Annotated in this window: 11 protein-coding genes; 6 read left to right on the top strand and 5 right to left on the bottom strand. The window is 63.1% G+C overall.

The genetic code is table 11. From position 1 onward, the window contains the following. Positions 1-135 precede the first annotated feature (135 nt). The 3 genes from ACYOEI_RS37910 to ACYOEI_RS37900 form a co-directional block, all read right to left on the bottom strand. On the bottom strand, positions 136-1,491 hold the full coding sequence (locus tag ACYOEI_RS37910; protein ID WP_462855670.1) for a hypothetical protein: 1,356 nt from the start codon (positions 1,489-1,491) through the stop codon (positions 136-138). A 231-nt stretch (positions 1,492-1,722) separates the two neighbouring features. Further along, the gene (locus tag ACYOEI_RS37905; RefSeq protein ID WP_462855669.1) at positions 1,723-2,082 is read right to left on the bottom strand and encodes a 4a-hydroxytetrahydrobiopterin dehydratase; all 360 of its coding nucleotides are present in this window, start codon (positions 2,080-2,082) and stop codon (positions 1,723-1,725) included. 62 nt (positions 2,083-2,144) lie between these two features. After that, a complete protein-coding gene (locus ACYOEI_RS37900; RefSeq protein WP_462855668.1) occupies positions 2,145-3,656 on the bottom strand; it encodes an efflux RND transporter periplasmic adaptor subunit in 1,512 nt (503 codons plus the stop codon). 461 nt (positions 3,657-4,117) lie between these two features. On the opposite strand from ACYOEI_RS37900, the gene ACYOEI_RS37895 reads away from it, so the two are divergent. The 5 genes from ACYOEI_RS37895 (at position 4,118) to ACYOEI_RS37875 (ending at position 17,892) form a co-directional block, all read left to right on the top strand. Continuing rightward, positions 4,118-6,667 carry a U32 family peptidase gene (locus tag ACYOEI_RS37895; RefSeq protein ID WP_462855667.1) on the top strand — a complete coding sequence of 850 codons (2,550 nt, stop codon included), beginning with the start codon at positions 4,118-4,120 and terminating at the stop codon, positions 6,665-6,667. A 430-nt stretch (positions 6,668-7,097) separates the two neighbouring features. Next, complete coding sequence (gene rimO / locus ACYOEI_RS37890) at positions 7,098-8,528, top strand: 30S ribosomal protein S12 methylthiotransferase RimO (RefSeq protein ID WP_462855665.1); 1,431 nt, start codon at positions 7,098-7,100, stop codon at positions 8,526-8,528. An 8-nt stretch (positions 8,529-8,536) separates the two neighbouring features. After that, entirely contained in the window at positions 8,537-9,127 is a 591-nt protein-coding gene (gene pgsA, locus ACYOEI_RS37885; protein ID WP_462855663.1) for a CDP-diacylglycerol--glycerol-3-phosphate 3-phosphatidyltransferase, read from the top strand. A gap of 152 nt (positions 9,128-9,279) precedes the next feature. Then, entirely contained in the window at positions 9,280-10,242 is a 963-nt protein-coding gene (locus tag ACYOEI_RS37880) for an undecaprenyl-diphosphate phosphatase (RefSeq protein ID WP_462855661.1), read from the top strand. A 459-nt stretch (positions 10,243-10,701) separates the two neighbouring features. Next, on the top strand, positions 10,702-17,892 hold the full coding sequence (locus ACYOEI_RS37875) for an FG-GAP-like repeat-containing protein (protein ID WP_462855659.1): 7,191 nt from the start codon (positions 10,702-10,704) through the stop codon (positions 17,890-17,892). 293 nt (positions 17,893-18,185) lie between these two features. Here the strand turns inward: ACYOEI_RS37875 and ACYOEI_RS37870 are convergent, their stop codons facing one another. Beyond that, a complete protein-coding gene (locus tag ACYOEI_RS37870) occupies positions 18,186-18,719 on the bottom strand; it encodes a hypothetical protein (protein WP_462855657.1) in 534 nt (177 codons plus the stop codon). 578 nt (positions 18,720-19,297) lie between these two features. On the opposite strand from ACYOEI_RS37870, the gene ACYOEI_RS37865 reads away from it, so the two are divergent. Next, complete coding sequence (locus ACYOEI_RS37865) at positions 19,298-22,249, top strand: sigma-70 family RNA polymerase sigma factor (protein ID WP_462855655.1); 2,952 nt, start codon at positions 19,298-19,300, stop codon at positions 22,247-22,249. 183 nt (positions 22,250-22,432) lie between these two features. Here ACYOEI_RS37865 and ACYOEI_RS37860 read toward each other — a convergent pair whose 3' ends face one another. Beyond that, entirely contained in the window at positions 22,433-24,421 is a 1,989-nt protein-coding gene (locus ACYOEI_RS37860) for a peptidase MA family metallohydrolase (RefSeq protein WP_462855653.1), read from the bottom strand. Positions 24,422-24,764: the final 343 nt, after the last annotated feature.

Genomic DNA, 24,764 nt, shown 5'->3' with positions numbered 1-24,764 from the left:
AGCGCAGCGACGACCCGGACCGCGGGATGTCGAGGATCCCCGGGCGTCGCTGCGCTCCGACCCGGCCACCCGGACGTCAATCACCTCGCGCGGTCTCTGGCGAGGGATTGGAAGGAAACGGGTTCGACACAGGGCTCAGCGGGCGGGTATGACGATTGGCTCGAGGCCTTTCGGCTCGACGACCTGCTCGGTGATGACTTTCCAACTGTCGCCCATCTCGCGCATCGCGCGGTAGTCGACCGGTTGATACGCGACGGCGAGTTGCGGGGTCTCGACAACCTCGCCCTTGCGGAGGAGTGAGTCCATGGCCGCGTCGAGGACTCCGGTCGTCAACAGGGTCCGCTCGACGGGATAGGGAACTTTCCCGGTGAGGTACATCGACTGGATCGCGTGGGAGAGAGCCTTGAACAGGTTGCGGTTCTGCCAGGGGCCGACGTAGAAGCTCGACGCCGCGGGTGTGCTCTCACCCTCGATTTTGCAGGCGAAGTTCCACCGCGTGGCGCTGTTGCCTAGCTTCAAGACGATGGCTCGGAGCCCGTCGGCATAGGTGACGAGGATCCCGTGCGACTTCGTCGTGCCAAACCGCTGTGCGACGAGCTCGCGCAAGGGGGGTAGGCCCGGGCCGAGCTCGGCGGCCATCGCCGCGTCGGCGAGCTCGGTCGACCAGAGGCCCTCATCGGCGGCCTTCCACAAGGCGTCGTCCGTGAGGAAGCGGACCTCCTTGACGCCGGTCTCGCCCCCGCGACGGGCCTCGACCATGGACTGCAACACTTCGAGGCCGTGGAAGTCGTAGGACTCGACCCCGCCGCCGTGGATCGCGACGGCAGCACGGACATCGGCGTTCGCCGCCAGCTCGAGCGGAGGCCGGCGCTGGGCGAGCGGGACGGAACTGCCCGCCATGAACGGGAAGTTCATCCGCCGGGCCGTGTCGTACATCTCCTTCGCCCAATCCCAGCGATAGGACAGATGCTTGTCGTTGAAGACCGGCACCGACCGACCGCTAGCCTCGAAGACGGCGACAATTTCGTCGAAGAACCGTTTGCGAGGATACTCGCGCTGGCCCTTGGCATTGATCGGGTATTTGCCGTGCTCCCCGATCGCGAGGACCCCGTCGACGGCCAGGTCTTTCCCGCCGACGCGGACCGCTTCCGCGATCGTCGGGAAGATCGGGATTTTGTAACGAGTGGCAGCTTCGCGAGCAAGATCCCGACGCGGCGTTTGATCGATGTAGAGCGAGACGATGTCGACCCCTGGGTCGGTCATCGTCCCGTTGAAGAGGTAGGGATTGACGAAGTTCTCGAGGATGACGTGGCCGTGGCTCCGGAACGTGAATTCGGTCACGACCGCGGCGATCTTGGGTCGAACACCGGGGGCGGCCGCGAAGGCCGACCTCCCGAGCGCCGCCGGCACCATCGTCGAGGCCAGCCCCAGCCCAACGGTTTTCAGGAACTCTCGCCGATTCGTAACTTGCCCGGAGTTCGGTCGATTCATTTCCTCCCCTTCCCGCGGTTCGGCGTCGTCCCTAGCTTGTGATCATCCGAGAGGCCCTGCTGTCCGTCCCGGCCGTCGAACGGCGGGGGACGGATTGGGTCGGCCTCGAGACCTGTTCTCGATCGCGATCGCGGCTCGGGTTACCGGAGCCCATCACGAGCGATTCGGGAGAGAGGGGAGCCTCTCCCTAGGGATATTGGCGTTGAGCCGAGCGGCCTCGGCAGGCCCTAGTCACTTCTTGATGACGAACTTGTTCGGAGTTCCTTCGAGGGCTCCCCCTTCCTCGGGGCGCCAGAAGATCACCTCTTCGATCTTGCGGGCGAGCGCGAAATCCTTGTCGGTGATCCCCCCCGCGGAGTGGGTCTTGAGCTTGATCCAGACCTTGCCCCAGGTGACGGCGAGATCGGCGTGATGCCAGGCGGCCTCGCAGAGGTATCCCACGGTATTGACGACCATCAGGGTCGACTGCCAGCCGTCGGTACTGACCTTGCGCCGGAGCCAGCCCTCTTCGAGATACCAGGAACCCAGCCCGTCCGGGCCGAGCTTCTCCGCGATCTCTTCGACGGAATAGACCTTGGCCGGATCGCTCATGATGGAAGTCTCACTGGGTTCCGGAACACTCGGTCAACCTTCGGACGGATGGCCGGGACGGGTCACTGGGTCGCCTGCGTCGACGTCGTCGACGTCGTCGACGTCGTCGACGTCGTCGACGTCGTCGCCGCGTTGTCGGCGATGTCGGCCTCGGAGAGCTCCACGTTCACGACCTCGGAGTTCCCTTCGAGGCTATTCGGGTCGAGGACCACCTCTTCCCCTTCGTTCAACCCGCGAGTGACCTCGAGTTCGTCGCGGCTCGTCTGACCGACCTCGACTTCGCGGCGCTCGAAGCCGTCGCCTTCCGCGACGTAGCAGACCTCATGGCCGTCTTCGATGGAAAGCGCCTCGGGGGGGATCGTGAGGACTTCAGATCTCCGTTCGGTGGAAATCTGGACCTCCGCCGTCATGCCCGGCAGGAGGCCTTTCGGGGGGGAGTCGATCTTGATCCCGGCGACATAGTACGGGACCTCGCTGAACCAATTCCGGGTCGGTAGGTTCGCGATCGAGGTAATGTACCCTTCCAGGACGTGATTCGAGAGGCCCTCGACGCGGATCTTCGCACGCATCCCGTCGCGCACTTCCTTGACGACCGTCTCGTGGAGCAAGGTCGAGATCTGCATCCGAGAGAGGTCGGGAAGCGTGAACAAAGGCTGCTTCTGATAGACGGTAATCCCCGGCTCGACCAGGATCGGACGCATTGGATTGGTGAAGTAGATCACGAACCCGTCGTGCGGGGCCCGGATCGTGCAACGATCAACCTGCTTCCGGATCGATTCGAGCCGATCGAGGTTCCGGCGGAGCCGGAGCGTCTGATAGTTCAACGTGGCCTGAGTGGCGAGGACCTGATTCTGGAGTTCGCTTATCGCGCGAGGGGCCTCGAAACGGTGGAAGACATCGTCGGCCACGTGCGACATCTCGAGAACGAGCGACGCCCGACGTTCCGCGAGCGCCTCGGCCGAGACCTGGGCGATGGGGAGGTACTGCTTGCTCAACATTCGGCGCGACCAGGAGAGCCGGTCCGAAGCCCGCTCCAGCTCCGACTTCGCCAGTGCAATCCGCCCCTTGAGGCTCTTCCCCTCGCTGAGGAGAAAGCCCTCTTTGTATTCATGAACGCCCATCTGGGCGACTTCCACCTCGAGTTGCGACTGGTGATGGTCGGCCTTGCAACGCTCGACCGTCATCTCCTGCTGCCGGAGGAGTTCCTCATACACCGACGAGTCGAGAGTGCAGAGAACGTCCCCCTTCTTCACCATCGTCCCTTCGGGGACGACCGTGAGAATCGTCGACGAACCGCCGCCGACGAGCCGCTTGCCGAAGACACCCGAGTCCAGGGTCTGGAGCTCGCACTCGATAATCGTCTCGTTGGAGCTACCGACAGTCCCGCCGGCTGTCACCGTCACCCACAGGTCGGATCGTCGGACCGAGGCGCGGGGAAGGTCCTTCCATTCCTCGGACGGGCGACGTGTGCGTGCCACAAGCTCGGGGTGATACCAGAGAGTGCAGGCCGCGAACGCGACCAGGACCCCGACCCCGTACCCGACGTATCGCCGTCGGCTTTTGCGCCGTTGCATCGGCAAGTCTCCCACGACCCGGTGACCCGAGTGAGTGCTTGGATTCACTCAATTAGTGACGATTGACGACCCGCAACTTGCCCATCGCCGAGGATGCGACGAGCGTCCCTTCAGACACGACCGTTGGCTCGTGCGACTTGGCCAGGACAGCACATCGTCCCGGTTCGCATCGAGGTCCCGATCGCTGGCGGTCCCTCCAAGCGGAGTGCTTGAAGCCGCCGTTGCCTTGCACAACGGCGTTAACAAAAAACTTACTGTAAAACATTCGTTTCACAGGAGCAAGCCCCGGTTGCTGGAAATCGGAACGGCAGGGGAAGGCTCTGAAGACGACTTAGGTTGGCTCGTTGCGGGGGAGGAGGCAAACACCCTTGATCCGTTCGTCTTGTCGGAGGGGCGTGCGGGCTCAATAATACGTGATTGGGAATGTCGTTACGAGTGCGAGCATTGAAGAAGGTGGGCGTGTGGCGATCGGCGAGCAGAAAACGACGGAGACAACGCAGCGTGCGGGGGCAAAGCCCGAGCTTTTGGCACCCGCGGGCGACCGAACTTGCCTGACCGCAGCCATCGAAAACGGCGCGGATGCCGTCTATTTCGGCCTCCAGCGACACAACGCTCGAGCCCGCGCCACGAATTTCGACAATGTCGACCTTCCCGACGTGATGGCCTCGCTCCATCGTCGAGGCGTCAAGGGGTACGTCACCCTCAACACGCTGGCCTTCCCCAGGGAGCTCGACGACCTGGAAGAAACCTTGCGCGGGCTGGTCACCGCGGGCGTCGATGCGGTCATCGTCCAGGATCTCGGCCTCGCCCGGCTGATCCGGGCCCTCACGCCCGACCTGGAAATTCACGCCTCGACGCAGATGTCGGTCACGAGCGCGGAGGGGGTGGCGCTGGCCAAGGAGCTCGGCTGCTCCCGAGTGATCCTCGCACGGGAGCTCTCGCTCAGGGAAATCGCGATGATCCGCGAATCCGCCGAGTTGCCGGTCGAGGTCTTCGTCCACGGGGCCCTCTGCGTCGCCTACTCCGGCCAATGCCTCACCAGCGAAGCCCTCGGCGGCCGTTCCGCCAACCGGGGCGAGTGCGCCCAGGCCTGCCGGATGCCTTACCGGATCGTCTGCGACGGCGAGCTCCAGGACCTGGATGACGTCCAGTATCTCCTCAGCCCGCAGGATCTCGCGGCCTACGACCTCATCCCCCAGTTGATCGAGCTGGGGGTGGCCAGCCTCAAGATCGAGGGGAGGCTGAAGTCCCCCGAGTACGTGGCCAACATCACCCGGCACTACCGGCGGGCCATCGACGCCTCCTGGGCGGGCAAACCGCTCGACATCGATCCTCGCGACGTCCAGGAGATGGAGCTCTCGTTCTCGAGAGGGTTCAGTCACGGGTTCTTCGACGGGAACGACCACAAGGTCCTCGTGCGGGGCGACTACGCCAAGAAGCGGGGGATCTTCCTGGGTCGGGTCACTTCGGTTTCGGGGCCCTGGATCCGACTCGACCTGGCCGCGCCGGTCAAGAACGGCGACGGACTCGTCATCGACGCCGACGAGTCGAGGGGACTCATCGAGCAAGGAGGGCGAATTCACGGTGTCGCTCGGCCCGGCCGAGGACCCGGAGGTCGACCCGTCGACGCCCCCGAAGGGCTTGCATCCGGTCCGGCCGAGCTCCGATTCGGCTCCCACGACCTCGACCCTCGCCAGGTGCGCCCCGGCCAAGGCGTATGGAAGACCGACGACCCCGAGCTGACACGGCGACTCCGCAAGAGCTTCGAAGGTCCCCTACGCCGAAAGACCGAGCTGGACATGACGGTGCTCGCTCTCGTCGGCGAGCCTCTCCGTCTCGAAGCCCGGACCGACGCCGGCCTCTTCGCACGCGTCGAGGCCGACGCACCGCTGGTCGCGGCGGATCGACTCGAGTCGGACGAAGATCTGCTCAAAGACCAGTTGGGGCGGCTTGGCGGGACGACGTATCAATTAAGACATCTCGAAGCGACCCTCCAGGGGTCGCCCCTCGTCCCCAAGAGCCAGCTCAACGCCCTTCGACGAGACCTGGTCGCCCGGCTCGACGAGGCCGCTTCGCTCGTCCGGCCGAGGACGTTGTCCGCCGAGCCGGTACTTCCCGCCCTCCGGGGACGTATCGACGCCGTCAGGGCCTCGGAGCCGGAGGCCGGCACGCCGCTCCTCTCCGTCCTCTGCCGAGACACGGCGCAGGTCGAGGCCGCGATGACCGCCGGGATCGAAACGATCTACGCCGATTATCAAGACATCAAAGAATACAAGGACGCCGTCGCCGCCGTCCGGCGAGGGTCGGCGACCCTCTACCTTGCCACGCCCCGGATCGAGAAGCCGGCGGAAGCGAACCTGTTCCGGTTCCTCCAGAAGCAGGAGGCTGACGGCCTACTCGTGAGGAACGCCGGGGGACTTGCTTTCTGCGCCGAGCGAGGAGTCCCTTTCGTGGCCGACTTCTCGCTCAACGCGGCCAACGAGCTGACCGTGGAGTTTCTCAAGTCGCGCGGGGCGTTGCGGGTCACGGCCTCCTACGACCTGAACGTCGACCAGCTCGACGACCTGCTCTCGGCGGTCCCTCGCTCCTGGCTCGAGATCGTGCTCCATCAGCAGATCCCCATGTTCCACATGGAGCATTGCGTCTTCTGCGCGTTCCTCTCCCCGGGAAACGACAAGACCAACTGCGGCCGCCCTTGCGATCGGCACGACGTCAAACTTCGCGACCGCGTCGGCAAAGACCACCCTCTCAAGGCCGACGTCGGCTGCCGGAACACTCTGTTCAATGCCGTACCCCAGACCGCGGCCGAGAGCCTACCGAGGCTTCTTGCCCTCGGCGCCCAGAACCTCCGGATCGAGTTCCTGGACGACTCCCCCACGATGGTGACCCGCACGATCAACCTCTATCGCGATGCCATCGCCGGCCGTCGAGACGCGAAGACCCTCTGGAGGGACCTGAAGGCGACCAGCAAGTATGGGGTCACTCGAGGCTCGCTGAACGTCTTGCAGTGATCCGGTTTTAGCACGGTCGACGGCTTGGTGGGCATCGCCCATCAAGCCCCAATGAGCGGCAACGACTTGACGTTTTGGCCCAATGCCTCCTAAGATAAAAATCTTCGACTCTGTTCGACTCACCGGCACGTATGAACCGTTCGCATCATCCCCAAGGCCGGATGGCGCTGGGTCGCGGGTCGGGCAAATACTACCGACTTTCGAGATGACCGAATGGGCCGTTGACGCTGAGGGTCGAGGCCCTCGGTTCGCAGCAATCGCCATCGGTCGTGATCTCGGACCGCCCAATGGTCGATCGTCCCAGGGGGATCGGCCGGCAACGAGCGCTCGAGGAGATCGACGATCCCAAGAGGGATCGCGAGCTTGCCTCGGGCCTCCATCGAGATTCGCCCGTCCGACCTCCCACCCGAAATCCAATCGCTGAAGATTTATGAGCCAATCATCGGACATCAAAGGTTCGTTCTCGTTCGTCAGCCTGGGCTGCCCCAAGAACCTCGTCGACTCCGAGCGGATGCTCGGCCTCCTGGCGCAGGACGGCTATGTGCTCGTGCCGGACGCCAAGCAGGCGGACCTCGTCATCATCAACACGTGCGGGTTTATCGACGCGGCCCGGCAGGAATCGCTGGACGTGATCCGCGAGATGCTCGACCGCAAGCGGGCCGGGGAGATCAAAGGGGTCGTCGTCGCCGGTTGCCTCGCCGAACGACAGAAGGAAATGCTGCTCGAGGAGGTCCCGGACGTCGATCAGGTCGTCGGGGTGTTCGGGCGTGAAGAGATCGCCAAGGTCGCCGACAGGATCATGGGCGACCTCCACGACCAACGCACGATCTTCCGACCTGCGCCCGTCCAGGCCCAGGACGATCGGGCCCGGCTCCGGATCACCCCGAGGCACCTCGCGTATCTCAAGGTCTCCGAGGGCTGCGACCGGCTCTGCACCTTCTGCGCCATTCCTTATATGCGCGGGAAGCACGTAACGAAGCCGATCGAGAAGGTCGTGGAGGAGGCCCAAGAGCTCGTCCGAGACGGCGTCCGCGAGTTGAACCTCGTCGCCCAGGACATGACCTATTACGGGGTCGACCTCTACGGCCGCCCTCGGCTCGCCGAGTTGCTCCGCGAGCTCAATCAGGTCGAGGGGCTCGATTGGATCCGGGTCCTGTACAACTATCCGAATTATTTCACGGACGAGCTGTACGAGGCGCTCGCGACCTCGGACAAGGTGCTGCCGTATCTTGATATGCCGTTGCAGCACATCAACGACCGGATGCTGAAGATGATGAATCGGCGCCACACGCGTGCCGAGACCGTTAACATCATCGACCGGCTCCGGGCGACTGTCCCGAACCTGGTCCTGCGGACGACCTTCATCGTCGGCTTCCCGGGCGAGACCGAGGCGGAGTTCGAGGAGTTGCTGGAGTACGTCAAGTCGTCGCGTTTCGAGCGGCTCGGCGTGTTCCCCTATTCCTACGAGCCGGACACCCCCGCGGCCAAGCTCCCGGGCCATATTTCGGACGAGGTGAAGTCCGAACGCCGCGACCGCGTCATGGCCGCGCAACAGGAAATCGCGTTCGCCTTCAACCAGGGGATGATAGGAAGGCAGCTCGACGTCCTGATCGACGGGCCCGCCCCCGAGGGGAAGAACCTTTGGGTGGGAAGGACTTACGCGGATGCACCCGACGTCGACGGTGTGACATTCGTGCGAGGTGTTTCTCTCGAGCCGGGCGATCTGGTAGCATGCGAGATCGTTGCGGCGGAGGGCTATGACCTGATCGCCGACGCCGGGGCCATGCCCCCTCGTCGGAAGCGGGCCCGGCCCAAACCCCGGAAGAAGCCCTCGTCGTCGTCCTTGACGATCCTGAACTAACGGAAAGCATGGCCCCCGAAATGGCCGGACCAGCCCCGACTCAGTTCTGGAACGTCCCCAACACCCTGACCTTGAGCCGACTGGTCCTCTCGGTGGGCGTCTTCGCGCTGATCGCCGCGGGATACTATCTCTCCGCGCTCGCCCTCTTCGGCGTGGCCGCGCTGACCGACGCGCTCGACGGCTACTTCGCCAGGCTCCTGAATCAGTCGTCGGCGATCGGACGCCAGCTCGACCCGCTCGTCGACAAGGTGATCGTCTCGGGGTCGTTCATCTACCTGTTGTCCGTCCCTCGGACCGGAGTGCAGCCCTGGATGGTCACGACCATCGTCGTCCGCGAGCTCCTCATCCAGGGTCTCCGGAGCCACCTCGAGGGCCAGGGACAGGCCTTCGGGGCCCAGACGGCCGGAAAGCTCAAGACCCTCTTCCAGTGCCTCGCCATCGCCACAATCCTCGCCTGCCTCGCGACCAACCGCACCGGCCCCTGGCTCCTCCTCCGCGACGCCCTCACCTGGACCGCCGTGGGCCTGACGATTTATAGCGGCCTGGGATATATCAGTTCCGCATTTCCCAGATTGCGAGCCGAGCTCCCGAATCCCTGACCGGGACGGAATTCACCGCATCGTCGCGCAGGCACGAAGAGAGACGTCAGAGAAGACGATCAATCGTGGCATAACCAATGATGCTGAGGCTCGGTCTCTCCCTGCCGTGAACCCTCTCCCCTTGCATTCAGCCTTCTTTCACAGGGTCGAATATGGAATGGATCGAGTCGTTGGTCTTGGGCCTCGTCCAAGGTTTGACGGAGTTCTTGCCGGTCTCCAGCGACGGGCACTTGACGGTGACCCAGATGGCGTTCGCCTGGCTGACCGGACATGCCCGGTCGGGTAAGGAGAACCTGTTCTTCGACGTGATGCTGCACCTCGGCACCCTCACGGCGATCGCGATCTACTACCGCGCGGTCGCGAAGACGGGGGCCAAAGGACTGCTCGGCTCGGAGGAGGTCCCTCCGGAATACCGTCGAGGTTCGATCATCCGCGTCGCGATCCTCGCGGTCGTGGCCACGCTCCCTTTGATCCCCTGGAAGTTCCTCAAGAAGTACCTGGAGGCGTCGATCGAGAGCCCCATCGTGACGGGCATCGGCTTCCTCGTCACGGCCTCGGCGCTCCTGGTAACGGCCCGACTCTCGGGGGGTGACAAGGATTCGAGGACCACGACCTGGCTCGATGCCCTCCTGATCGGGGTCGCCCAATCCTTCGCCCCCCTGCCCGGCGTAAGCCGGAGCGGCCTGACGGTGGCGATGGCGTTGTCACGCGGGCTCTCGCGCTCGTGGGCGGTCGGCTTCAGCCTGCTCATCGCGATCCCCGCGATCCTCGGGGCCTCGGTCCTCGAGATCAAGGACGTCGATCGGTCGATCCTCACCCCCGAACGAATCGCCCAGACCGTGGCCGCGACCGTCGTCGCCGGTGTGGTCGGTTATGGCGCCATCATCTGGCTCGTGAAGATCGTGAGGTCGGGTCGCCTCTGGTATTTCTCCGTCTACCTGATCGTGCTGGCGATCGTCGTCCTGTCGATGGCGACGCTTTCGGGGGGAAAGCCTGAATCCCGAGACGGGAGTCCCAACGACCGGCCCGCTCAAAGTAAGGAAGCGGCTTCAAATTCTTCGGCTCGGCCAGATCGCAGGAACTTGCCGATCGTTCGCGGCATGGTCGGCAGATAATTTGAAAGTGAATCCCTGCCGACGCAGCCTCCTCGAAAGCCCGGAGAGTCGTTTCATCGAGTCACGCGTTGGAGGACGCTGGGTAATACTCATCGTCCTTCAACGTATCATCGCAAAATGACTTTCAAGTAAAGATTGATCCCACCTCCCATCGCTGATCGCTCCGCGATCACGGAATTCGAGCCGCTCGACGCAATCTCAATACCGCACAGCGCCGCCCCGATCGCAATCTTGCCCCAAGCCACGCATTCCCTCAAAACTTCCGCACAAGTCGCAAACCCGTTCTATAGTTCTCATCAGCCACATGCCATCAAACGGCATACCGATGATCTTGCGCGCCAAGAATCCTCAACGAGCTGGGAGAATATCGTGCGGCGAAATCTTTGGCTCGGGGCGAAGAGTGCCAGTGAGTCCATCCCAGCGCCGACCTCCTCTCGCCTAAGTTGCATCCAGCGACAAATGCGTCGTCGACGACGCTTAAGCCTCGAAGTCCTGGAGGGCCGCACGCTCCTGGCGTCTTCGGTCCTGGTCGATGGGCTGGAGTTCACCGGCAACTTCACCCAGAGCGGGCAAAGCTATACGTCGACCGGGACTGTCCTCATCGGCTACGCCCCGACGGAAAGCGAGGCGTTCAACCCCCTCCTCAGCACCGACGGCCTCGTCACCGTCGCGAACCCCGAGGCCACTTCTTTCACGATCGCCCCGGCCGAAAACGCCTCGAGCGCGAACCTTTCGCTCTATTCCTTGACGGCGAACCCCACGTTCTGGACCACCACCTCAACGGCCACGTTCAATATTAGTGACCTGACGTCGACGACCGGGCAGTCGCTCGGCGCCGGATCTGCTCAGGCGCTGACCGTCGCGGATATCCCGTTCGACGCCACGAACCTTTCATTCACCATCCCATCAGGCTCGAACACCAGCCAGGCTGAGGTCCTGCTCCAAGGTAACCTCGACTTCACCTCGATTGGCCTCTCGGGTCTCGAGGTCGGCGTGGGCACCGCGGGCGACGGCAACAACGTCGTTGTCACGACCGGATCCTCGGCCTCCATGATCCTCACCGGGGTTGAAGCCTCGCTCGACGCCAGTTTTACGGCCTACGGTGTCACCATCGGCGGGCAGATCACCGCCGCCTACTCCGCGGATACCGACACCTTCTCCTTCGGAGGTTCGGTCTCGTTCTCGGCCGACGGTATGGTCAACGTCAGCTCCTCACTCGGCAACGACACCAACGTCGTCGGGGGCATCGTCCAGGAGATCGGACTCGAGTTGCCGTCCTCGTTCGACCTGTTCGGGCTTGAGCTCGTGCCCCAGGGTTTGACCTTCGAGTACACCTTCGGCGCCAATCAATTCGAGATGTATGGCGCCGTCACCGCCTCCGTCTCTGGCTCCGATCCGATCACGGCCACGATGGGCTCGGCATCCGATCCGGGCCTGGTGGTCGATGCCGACACCGGCGACGTCGCCGCCGTCAACATGTCGATCTCCGGGACCTTCAACCTGCTCGGGCTCCAGATCGCCTGCTCCAGCTCGAATCCGCCGACCCTGGTCTACAGCGCTGCGACTGATGACTACGAAATCTCGGGCAATGTCACCGTACCGACGCTCTTCAATGCCTCGGTCACGCTCGGGACGCAAGCCCAGCCGGGCCTCACGATCGACGACGGCAACTGGTCGGTCGACAACCTCCAGATCGGCCTCTCCGATGTCCAACTCGGCGCGTTCGAAATCCAGCAGTTTATCGTGGACTACACGCAGACCAGCAGCACCGTTGCGACGGTTGACGTCACGTTGGAGCTTTCGTTCCCGGAAGGCTGGGACGTCACCGGCTCGCTGGATCTCTCGATCAACGAGGCCACTGGCCTCTTCAGCATCGAGGATATCTCGCTCGCCTGGCAGGCGGACAGCACGGGCGCCGGGATCCCGATCGGCGACACCGGGCTCTTCCTTACCGAAATGAGCGCGGACGTCCAGAACATCGATCAGCCCTCCAACCTCCTCGTGTCGGGGACCATGGAAGTCGTCTTCGGCAAGCAAGTGACGATCTTCGGGCAGCAGGCCTCATTCTTCCAGGTTGACGGCAGCTTCTTCGCCGACAAGGACGAGCTCAGCCTTTCGGCCAACGTCCTTTTCGGTGCGGTGACCTCGGGCAACAACACGACCGGCCTCCTGGGGACCGCCACGGGGAGCGTGGTCCTCGACTGGGACGATGCCGATTACTCGCTGAGCGCGACTTCGTCCATGCTTGATGGCGCGTTCACTTATGACGCCTCGTTCAGTTTCAATGACGGGGGGGACATCCTCCTGAGCGCCACCGCCGACGTGAACGTCCCCGACGGGGTCCCGCTCATCGGCGGCCAGAAACTCGGAAGCCTATCTTTCCTCTTCGAGTACGAGCCGCCAGCCACCGCCGGAGGCCAGGCCCAGGGTTTCATCGCCGCATGGACCTCTATCGACCTGTACGTCACGACGGTCAGCATCGGATTCGAGTACAACTACGTCAACGATCAATTCATCATCCTGGGCAGCGGGGCGATCAATAACCTCGAGAATCAAGTCAAAGCCGCGGACGAAACCTACACCTATACCCAGACATTCCAGGTCCCGACGGGCGCCACCCAGGGCACTCTGGAGGTCGACTGGACCGGAAACAGCGTCCTGGCGGCACTCACCCCGACACTCTCCGTCGAGTCCTCCGCGACGGAGAGCAGCGTCTCGGTCACCCCGTCGACCACCGGCACGATCACTCTACTCCAGGGCACTGGGTTGACAAACTCCACCCAGTACATGGTCGGAATCGTCGGTTCAACCACCAACCCGTACGCCGGGCTCGCGGCAAACAGCACCTACACTCTCTCGGCGACATTCAACAGCAGCACGACGCCCACCAACACCACCGCGGACATCTCACAGATTACCGAAGGTTCGTCGAGCAGCGAGATCCTCGTCACCTTCGCATCCGGCTCCGTGCCCAGCGGACTTCAGGTCGGCGATATCGTCACCTTGGCCGGCACCGGCTCCGATAGTTACAACTCCAGCTCCACCAGCAACGCCGCCATCGTCCAGTCGATCACGAGCTCCGGAATAATGCTCAACGTCACGTATGATGGCGATGCCACGGGCGGGACATTGAGCGGCTGGACCTTGCCTCAGTTCAATGCGTCCTGGTACATCCCACCTCCGACCATCTCCATCAACCCACTCGATCCCTCCGTCGTCCAGTCGGGCTCCCTCAACGTGACGTTGCCGGTCCAGGTCGCGAGCACGCTCGCGAGCAATGCCACCGTCAGTATCTACATCGCGCCTTACAATTCGTCGTTGGGTACCGCCCAGGCATTCAATGGGACACTGCTCGCCCAGAACATCCCGCTGAATGACGCGACCACCAACTCCAACTCGATGAACGAGTACACCGCCACAGCCACGGTCGACCTGAGCGGGCTCCTGCCGATCCAGTACTATCTATACGCGGTCGTCAACGACGGCACCAACACTCCGGTGACATCGAGCCTGACCGGCACCGATCAGGTCATGCAGAACCAACCGGTCATCTCCGGAGAGGTCACCAACCAGAACGGCACGGACCTCTCCGGCTGGACCGTTAATGCGGTCGTGGACGGGACGGTAATCGCATCCACAACGACCAATTCGAGTGGTTTCTACGGCTTCTATAGCAGCGAGATTTCCGCCGGCACTGCCGTGGACATCGAACTGGTCAATCTCGATTCCACGGCCTTCTCATTCCAAGATCCGTCCGTAGGCACGGAAGAAGACGTCACTTACGTGGACGGGACGACCACCACGGTGAATTTCACCGTCACCCAATCGGCGACGATCGAGGGAATTGCCTTCGAGGATGCGAACCAATCCGGCAATCCCGTCGGCCAGACACCCCTCGCGGGTTGGACGGTCTTCCTCGACACCAACGGCAACGGCCAGCTCGACTCCGGAGAGCAGTCGATGCTGACCAGCGCCACCGGGGCCTATGCGTTCTACGGCCTGACGCCGGGCACGACCTACACCGTCGATCTCGTCTCCAACACCGGCGCGTCGGCGATTTATTCGTTCGAGGCCAGTACCGTCTCGGGCACGTCCGTCTATGACGTCGCGGGCGACCCCAACGCAACCCAGCAGATCGGCACCTTGACCGGCGGCGCCTCCGTCGTCTCGACGTCCACCTCGGGCTCCGCACCTCCCAATCCCTCGGGAAGCAGTGACCACGTCCTCAGCCTCGACGGTTCGACGGGTTACCTCAGCGTACCGGGCAACTCGACCCTCCAGCCCGGCTCGGGCGGCTTCACCGTAGGCGCCTGGATCAACGGCAATCAAACCATCCTCGGTGCCAACAATCCCACCATCGCGGGCACGACCACGAGCGGGACCGCGTCCGGCGGGTGGAACTTGGGTCTGACAAGGCCCCTCACCTTTAGCAACTCGAGCATCCAGCCGTCTCTGGGCGAGTATGGTTATTCAACTTACTATAACGCCGACTTCAACGACGACGGCAAGCCAGACATCCTGGCTGTCAATACGACCGGACCGCAGATCCTTCTGAACACGACACCGGCGGGGAGCACGACGCCGACCTTCCGATCGGCCTACTCCTATTCCAATTCGAATGCCGGTCTGGCGCCTGCGATCATCGCCGACTTCAATGGCGACGGCATGCCCGACTTTGCCCTTTCTTGCGCCAATGGACTGATCGTCTTCCTGAACACGACGACTTCCGGCAGTTCGACGATCACTTTCCAGGCCGACACGCTCGTGAGCGGAGATGACAACTGGGATTTCGGTCCTCTCGTGGCCGTGACGCTCAATGGTTCCAGCCAGCTCCCAGATATTGCGGTCGCCATCGACAACGGAGCCTCGCTCAGGGTCTTCATGAACAATACCGTGTCGGGGAGCGATTCGCTCTCCTTCACGTCACAGACCGTGACGCTCGGTGAGTCCACCGTTCTCAATCAAGTCGTCGTCGGCGATTTCAATGGCGACGGCAGTCCCGACCTCGCGATCACGTCCTGGGACGCCTCTGTCCTTGTTCTGATCAATACGACGGTGGCGGGTGCCACCACCGCGTCCTTCGGTGCCCCCACGAGTTTCACGATCCCTAACGACTCACTGAACATGGCCGCCTATACGGTCGTGGGCGACTTCAACGACGACGGCAAAGTTGACCTCGCCATCTCCGAGGGGATCGAGGCAAGCGGCTATCCTGGTTATCTTGACATCCTCCTCTCGACCACGGCGACGAGCTCCTCGACCGCCTCGTTCTCCATGCAGAGTTTCTCGATCGGGTCGGGCCCTTATCAACTCGTGGTCGCCGACCTGAACGACGACGGCCTCCCCGACATCGCGGTGACCAATGACGATGAGTCCAGTATCACCGTCCTGCTAAATACAACCTCAACGGACTCGACAACCGCGTCTTTCTCGTCCGCGACCTACACGACCGGCACGTATCCTCAGAGGATCTCGTTGGGAGATTTCAACGGAGATGGCTCGCCCGACCTGGCTGTGTTCGGCACCAGCAGCGAACCACTGAACATCTTCCTGAACGAGACGGCCGACGGGTCGTCGACACCGGATTTTACCAGTTCGAGCTATGCGATCGACTCCTCCGGTACTTGGAGCATGGTGGTCGCCGATTTCAACGGCGACGGCCTCGACGATGTGGCGAGTTCGTATGACGACGGCAACAGCTATGTGACCACCGATACGACTCAAACAAACCTCACGGCCGAGGTGCAAGAAGACCCCACGTTGGGCTCGGGCTCGTTCTCGACCCAAAGTCCCGCAAGCGTCATCCTGAACAGCAACACCTGGTACTACGTCGCGTTTACTTACGAACCCGACGTCGACTCCAATGGTGACGATGAACTCACCCTCTATGTCAACGGAGTCCAAGTCGCCCAGTCGATCGGCCTCGGAACCTTGCCGAGCTCCGCGGCGATTTCCGGCGGCTCCGACTTCGACATGCTCGTCGGCGCCCAGGGCGGGAGCGAGGTCTCGCAATTCTTCGGCGGCTATGTGGGTGACCTGAGCATCTGGCCGTCGGCGCTGACATCCTCACAAATCCTCGCCCTCTACGGGGGCGGTTTACCGTCGACGATCGCGCAGACGACACCAACCGATCCCGGCACCTATACCGAGACCATCTCCAACGCGACGGAAGTCGTTGCCGGAGACAACTTCGGCGAGGTCCCATCGGCCACGATCATCGGGACGGTTAGCGGCATTCCGCTAGATTCCTCGATCTCCGAACCGCTCTCGGGATGGGCCGTCGAATTGCTCGACTCCAGCAATCAGGTCGTCGCCACCACTTTGACCGGCAGCACAGGCTTCTACTTCTTCTACGGCATCTTGCCCGGCACCTATACCATCCAGGAAGTCGCTCCGAGTGGCTGGACTCCCTCCGGCGACGCCACCCTCACCGTGACGACCGTCCTGAACACGGTCTACCCGAACGAGAACTTCACGAACACTCAGACGGCCCAGATCACCGGGGTCGTCTACGTCGACGCCAACAACGACGGGATCCAGGACGACGGCGAGGTTGGATTACCCGGCGCCACCGTCTACATCGACGAGAACCAAGACGGACGCCTCGACGACGACGAGCCGACCGCGGTAACGAATGCTGAAGGAGCCTACGCCTTCACCGGCCTGGCGCCAGGCCAGTACATCGTCAGAGCCGTGTCGTCGCCGGTAGGCGTCCCGTCTCAGCCTTTGGGTACTTACTATCTCGCCGACGTCTCCGCGCATGGTACCGTCGGCGATTTCGAGTTCGGATTCAGCCCGCTCGTCATCGCACCCATCGCGAACGTCACCGTCAACGAAGGCACTCTCGTCTCTTTCGTCGTGGGTCTCGCACACTCGGTCTCGGGACAGCCCACCTTCTTCTACCTCGAGCCTGGAGCTCCCGCCGGGGCCACGATCAACCCCATTACGGGGCTCGTCTCTTGGCGGCCGACCTCGCCTGGAACCTATACGATCGGGGTGGCAACCAACGCGGCCGGCACTCCCCTCGCGACCGATTCCCGCACCTTCACGATCCAGGTGAACGACGTGGCCCCGGTCGTCCATCTCGGATCCGACACCCGACTCACGGTCGGCGATCCCTTCCATAGCCTGGGATCATTCTCCGATCCTGGCACTGCCGCGTGGACCGCCACCGTCGACTACGGCGACGGAAAAGGCCCTCAAGCCCTGTTGTTGAGCCTGGATCGAACCTTCGAGCTCAACCATGTCTATCAGGATCCGGGAGCCTATTCCGTGACGGTCGTCGTCAACGATGGCCAAGGCGGCATCGGCTCCGCGACCATGCACGTCGTCGTTCTCTCGAAGACTTCAACCCTCGTTTCGGGATTCGGCTCGGGCCGCGATGCCTTCGTTACCTCGCTCTTTGAGACCATCCTGAAACACGCTCCGGACCTCGTCAGCCTCTCCTTCTGGTCCCGCAGGCTCCGAGCCGGGGCCTCACAGTTGTTCGTCGCTCGTAGGATCTGGAGGTCTCCCGAGCATCACGTCTCGCCACGCGAGAAGCTCACCCTGAGCAACGGATTCACCCAGGCGTACAAGCTCGCACGGCAAGCCGAATTCTTGGCGGAGACGCACGTCGGTGCCCCTGCCAAGCGGCCCAGGGGCAAGTGACCCATCACGCCTTGCGACGAGGTGCGCCGGCGGCTTTCGTTGTCACTTCGCCCACGAAGCCGCCGAGGTTCCCCCGGTCGGCGGGTCACGCATGACCCGCTCTTACCGCTCGAGCCCAGGCGAAAACCGCTTCCCCTCGGTCGGCGGGGCACTCTTGCCCCGCTCTTGCGGCGTGTGCCAAGTCGGAAGCCGCGGGGCAAGAGTACCCCGCCTGCCGGGGGAATTGTTCCTATCCAGTTGCCGCCGCAACACGATGACACCCCCGCCTTGTTCGGCGACCCTCGGGAGAGTCCTCAACTCGGGCGAGGATAACCGGCGTAGCAGTTCCCCAGCGAATAGTACTCGAGGTATCGCGAGGTGAAGACGCCGGTACCGGGATCCATGGACGAGACGAGATAGGTTCCTCCAAGATCCCCAAGCGTGAGGTCGGCCCAGGGTGCGAGGTGCGCCTCGATGCTCAGGATCACGTTCGCATGGCCCCCGCCCACGGTGAAGTCGTGGTAGCCCAGGACGAATGGACCTTCCTTCAGCATCTTGCTGACCAGGGATTCCTTCAGTTGACTCCCTTTAAACGAGGTAACATCCATTCGCCATCTGGCTTCGTTCATAATCGAGATCAACTGTCCTCCGGTGATGGTACCATACTGCTCGGGTACTTGACCCGAAGTGCTCGACACGTCCCAATATGACTTGTACTGCTTGATCAACTGAAGCTGGGTTTGGACCGTTCGACCCGGCGACATTTTCCTCGACCAGAATTCCAGGCTGGCCGCCCAGCAGCAGGTTGGATCCATCTGTTGGACCGGGGCGATGTAGGTCGTTCCCATTTCAACCTCAGTTCGGGGGGATTGGCGTGACTCTTCCTCGCCGTCATGCGAGGACATGAACGCAGGGTTCGGGCAAGAATGCGGTGATCTTTGATGGACTCGCCGGACGAGTTCGTCCTCGAGATTTCTCGTAAACTCATCTCCGCAAGTCCCTGATCCCGTCATCGGGAACGCTCCCGGTACCGCACCGGGTCGACGTCTTTATCTGCGGGGGATCGATCGGCAAAGGCGTTGAATGTCGTGCAAGCCGCCTTGGCCTCAATTTCTGTATGGGAGAGCGAGAGGCAGGGCGGTCGCGTCAAGTCGGATACAGTCTGAAGACGCTGAGAAGAGGCGTTGTGGCCTCGTTGCGGGGTCGAGGAGCGTCGCCACGTCTTTGAACGCGAACCAGGGGAAAGGCGGACAGAACTTTTTCGAGTTTCCCGCGACGCTTCCCTGCGGCCCTGGGCGGCCCATCCGGTCAAACTGAGAACGATCGGTCTTGCGCTCGGGAAAAAATCCGGGGGAGCACCGGACTCAGGGAAGCTCGGCGTGACATTACCTACGATCGAGGTCACGAAGGTTCGTAGGAGATCCCCATGGGAACGGGGCCGAATCCCGACACGTGTCGACAACTCCAGAAGCTCTTCGAGACGGGGACGTCCGGAGTCCTGACGGACAGGCAATTGCTGGAACGGTCCACGTCCAAGCGGACCGACGCGGCGGAAAGGGCGTTCGCGGAGTTGGTGGAACGGCACGGGCCGATGGTGATGCGCGTCTGCCGCGCCGTGCTTGGGGATGTGCAGGAGACCGACGATGCGTTCCAGGCCACGTTCCTGGTCCTGGTGCGTCGGTCGAGGTCGCTCTGGGTCCGAGATTCACTCGGCCCCTGGCTGCATCAGGTCGCGTATCGAGTCGCCTGCTGTGCTCGATCGGCCGCAGCCCGTCGGCGGAAACACGAGTTGAGGGCCGCCTCGCTCGTTCCCTCCGAGGCCTATGAAAACGCACGCGATGATGTCGGCGACGTGCTCCACGAAGAGATCGACCGATTGCCGCACACGTTTCGCGCGGCTCTGTTGCTCTGCTACTTCGAGGGCTGCTCCCCGGAACAAGCGGCGCAACAACTCGGCTGGCCAACCGGGACGGTGCAGAGCCGCCTCGCCCGAGGGCGCGAACGTCTCCGCACCAGGCTGACGCGCCGAGGCCTGGCCCCGACCCTTGGAGTGACCGCGATCACCACAGACGCAACCTCGGCGTCGATCCCCACCGCGCTGGTGGGAGCCACACTCCGCACCGCGATGGGATTCGCGGCGGGAGAACGGGCAACCGCCGGTGCTCTATCGACGTCGGTCACCAAACTCACGCAAGGGGTTCTCAACGCCATGTTCTGGACGAAGCTTCGAACGGCCATCGTCGCCTTCTTCGTAATCGCCGGCCTGACTTCGGGGGCGGGTGCACTCTTGCTTCAAGACTCTCCTCCGTCCCCTACAGATCCGGGCAAGGCGACCCCGCTCAATCGGGGGCCCCTGCCAGCGGCTCCCCAGTCCCTTCGGGAAAGCGGTCCTGTCCCGCCAAACTTGAAGTGGGCCCTCGTCGCTCCCGACGATCGTCTCCGGATCACCGAGCTCCTGGCAGGCAGCGCAAAATCCCACTTCGCGCGGCTCAAGACCTGGCGAGGGTCGTACGCTTGCCTCCAGCGTCAATATCTCCAAGAAGGAATGACCGCCCAAGCGTTCACACTCCTGGGCCGGTCGAACCTCGACGTTGGACCGCTCATGCAGGAATTCGACTCGACGCTCACGTTCGCGATCGACGTCAAGAGCTCCGCCATCTACCGCGACAAGGACACACACAAACTGCGATTCCTGAAGCCCGGGACGGATGAAGAGGTGACGATTCCGAACGTCGCTCCTACGGATCATCGGCGGTGGATCGTCACACCTCGCCGATACCTCACGTTCCAGCCGAAGGAGATTTCCACGAGCGCATTCCTCCCGGACCTCCCCGCGGCCCAGCAGAAGCGTCATGCCGATGATCTCCCCATTGCGGAGGCAAAGCGAGAAAGTGGCGAGGTGAATCCCCTGGAATTCTTCAAATACAATCCAATGAATACGTTTTGGTCCGAGCTCGAGATAATGGCCAAGGCGCTCAAGGGAGAACTGGGAGCCAACGGCAAGTCCGTGGCCGAAGCCCGCCTGAACGTCGAACAGGCGGACGGGCCGGAGGGGCGATGGTATCGGGTCGGGATGAGCTTTAAGGACGCCGGCAATCCGTTCTACAGAACGTTGACAACGTGGAGCCCGCTCGCCGGTCAATTGCCCATTCAGCGGGACGGTTTCCTGCAAACCCGCAAGCAACCCGAAGGCAAACTCGTCACTCGCGTCGAGTGGCGTTGGAAGTCGATCAGCTCGGTGGAAATCCCGTCGCAATACGACGAGATCAACTATGACCAGTTCGCCGGAAAGATCTCCCGGGAGCAGCACGCAACCCTCAGGGATTGCGTGGTCAATGGTCCCCTCGATCCTCATCAGTTCGACGAACGAGGTCTCGGGCTGCAAGACGGTGACCTCATCCTCAATCGGGTCGAACAGGTCGCCTACGTGATGAAGGCGGGCGAACCAGTGAAGCTGGCAGACTTCGGCCAGGGGAGCATCCTCGAGACTCCGAAACCTCGACCCGCGCCGGCACAACCTCGGTCCGAGGTCAATCGTCCCACGCTGCCCGGCAAGATTTACACGACGGCGAGCCTGGGAAAAAATTCCTCGGGGTTGCCCAACGATTCGGTCGTCTCGATCGACCCCACCAGCGGCACGGTGTCGAAGGTCTTCGAGGGTTCGCCAGGTCGATTTCGCATCTCTCCTGATGGACGCAACATCGCATTCGTCAGGGCGAATGTCCTGTGGGTCCGCTCGCTCGGCGAGTCGGCGGAGCCGAAGCGAGTCATCGGACTGGAGAGCGACGGGGGAGGAGCCGTCCCGAGTTGGTCCTCCGACAGCAAACAGCTCGTCTTCAGCGAGTCGACTCGAGACGAGAAGCAAAATCGGTGGGTCAGCAAGACGACCCGCATCAACGCCGATGGATCGGGACGCGAGTCCCTGCCGATCCCTTCCGAGGACAGCGTCGAGGACTGGTCCCCCGATGGAAAGTGGCTTCTGACCGCGTCGAGCCGCAACGCGAAGATCGGTTGGCAGCTCTACCTGATGCGGCCAGACGGTTCGGAGATCCGGCAAATCACCGAGGGGGGGAATCCGTTCTACGCGCGTTTCTCTCCCGATGGCCGCCGCGTGCTTTACTCTGACGGTCCCGGAGAGTCGCGCCGAGGGGCCTGGATCGTGGACGTCAGCGGAAAGAGCCGTCGTCGCCTATTCCCGACCGGCAAGAGCAACGGCTCGGGGTGTTGGTCCCCGGACGGGACTCGGATCGCCTTCGCGATCGACGGCGAACGCCCGGAAGACCACGGACGGCTTGATGTCGTGGACCTTGATGGGAAACACCAGACCCTTTTGACATTCCCTGGCCGGAACGTCGCCGACAAACCCGACTGGCGTTGAGGATCCTGACAGATTCAGGCCTCATCCGTTGGGATTGTTGGTTTCTTCGCCACCGAGTGGACATAGCTAAGAGGTGAAGACCTTATCCGCAGATGACGCAGATGGGCGCAGATTGAGATTCAATCGAATTCAATGATTTCAATCTGCGCCCATCTGCGTCATCTGCGGAGGATTATTCTTCCATCAGCGGTTCGTGCTGCCGGACAGATCGGCAGGCGTAGCGGCGACGGTCGCTTCTTTCGAGGACTTGTCGCGGGCGTAGGCGAGCCAGCGCTTCTGTAGATCGCTGAAGCCCTCGATTTGGTAGATCCGCCGGAGCTCGTCCTCGAAACCGGTCTTCTGTGCCGCCTGGACGAACTGGATGAACTGGGCGGGAGTGCCCTGGTTGACGAGGTAGCGGGTCACGGACACGCTCTGGGCATAATAGAGGGCCCAGTGCTCGCCGTCGGGGTAGTCCATGACCATCAGGTCGGCGACCCGGAAGAGGCGGCCCGTGGCCAGCGGCTTCTCGAGGTCGGCGGCGCGGAGGCGTTGTTCGCTCGAGGGTTCGGACAGGACGGCCATCCCCTCGTCGGCCCAGCGGGGAATCTGCTGGTTGGGGAAGAGGTCGGCGAGGACGACATGGGTGATCTCGTGCGGAAGGATCGCCTGAACGAGGTTCGGGTGGTCGGCGCGGAGGTTGACTCGCCTGGCGATGATCCGGCCCGAATTCATGCCCATCGTCGAGAACCCGGGGGACTGCTCGGGCTGGCCCGTCATCTTGGTGAAGGTCTTGGCGTCCGGATAGATATAAATATCACAGCGCGGCGACCAGACGACCTTCGAGTCCGAGCCGGCCCAGCGCTTGAGGTGGGCGTCACGGGCCGCCTCCGCAACCTCGGCGACGCGGGCGGCGAGGGCCGGATCAACGTGGAGGATCCGGAAGTTGGTGGTCGGTAGGACCTGCCAGTTGGCCACGAGCCCCTGGTTCCGAACGACGTCGGGAACCTCGCCCATCGCCTGGTCGGCCGAGGGTTGTGCCGGGGCCGGAGCTGCTGCCGGGCGTGACACGGCGGTCGCCGACCGTGACGGGGCCACGACATTCGGCTCGTCGGGGGCCGATCCTCGGACGACGACCTGGTTCGGTCGGGCGGCGGTCCCCCCCGGGCTTCGCTCCGCGGCGCGACGTCGGAGGTACTCGCCAAACCAGTTCCTCGGGCTGAGGGCCCGGATCGTCTGGATCTCCGCGTCGATGCTCGCCCACTCCTGAGGAGTATTCGGCTTGGCATTCATCCGACGGACCACGTCAACCCAGCGACAGTACGCCCAATGGTCGCGACGTCCCTTGGGAAGTCGATGCTGACGCTCAAGTGCCGCGTAAATCCGTCCCGCCTCGGCGTAACGTTTGTCGCGAAATGCGTCATCGGCGTCCGTGATTGTGCTGCCACCGCCTGCGCTCCTCTCGGGAGATAGGACAGGCGCCGAAGGCGTCGAGGTCGAGGGCGGCTCATCGGAAGGAAGCGAGGCCTTACGCACACCGGAACCAGATAGATCGGCCAGCGAATCGGCGAGGGGGCCCGACGTCTTCGAGGCCGCCGGGTCGCGCAGAGGCGAAGGAATCTCGGAAGGAGCCGTCGCCGAATCGTCGGATGGCTTGGGTGCGTCGTGCGGCTCCGGAGCACGTCCCTCGATGGGCGCCGGCATCTCGGAAGGAGGCGGCAACGCAGCAACGGCCGCCGACGGCTCGGAGGCCGGCGGCAACGCGGCCACTGCCGCGGGGGATTCAGGTTCCGTCGAAGTCGAGGCGGGGGCGGCCGACGGCTCGGACGTCCGTGCAGGCGTCTCGGCTGCCGAGGAGGCCGTGACGGAAGGAGGCGTCGGCTTCGTCCCGGGCTTGTGATTCAGGATCTCGAGGTTGTCGCGGTAGAGCTCCGCGGCCCGAGCGTCTCCCGCCGCCTCGGCGCGTTGGGCGGCGGCGGCATAGCTCTCTTTCAACAGCCCCAAAAGCTCGACGCGACCGGCTGGGTCGCCGGGGAGCGCCTTCTCGAGGACCGTAACTGCCCCTTTGGCGTCATCGCGGGCCAGCAGGGCTCGGGCCCGGACGAGAGCCTCGGTCGTCCCCGCGTCCGCGACGGCCAGGGAGAACATGAACGAGATCGCGACCAGAGCGGCCGCGGGCCAAGGTCGGTGCATGACCATCCGTGTCCTGCTTCTATGAGTTGGCCCTGACGCCCGACTGTCTCCGCGAAGGAGACGGATCGGCCAACCTCATCCTTGAAGGTTGTACTGACCGAAGGGAACGCCCGCTCGAATCGATCCGACTCGTGACTAGTGGGTGGGGAGAGTTTCCAAAATCCACGGTGACATCAACGTCGGGCCTCGGGCATCGAGCCCTGAGGTCCCGTGGTGACTGATCGCCGCAGTATGGTCAGGATCACGAAACCGGTCAACGCGACTTCCCTCGCCGATCCCCAACGTAAGGGGAACATGGTTGCATTTGAATTCACCCCCATCTTTCGACGGGGGTGAAGCCCGC

The sequence above is a fragment of the Singulisphaera rosea genome (genome assembly GCF_054877945.1).
This window is presented reverse-complemented; position numbering and strand designations above follow the sequence as displayed.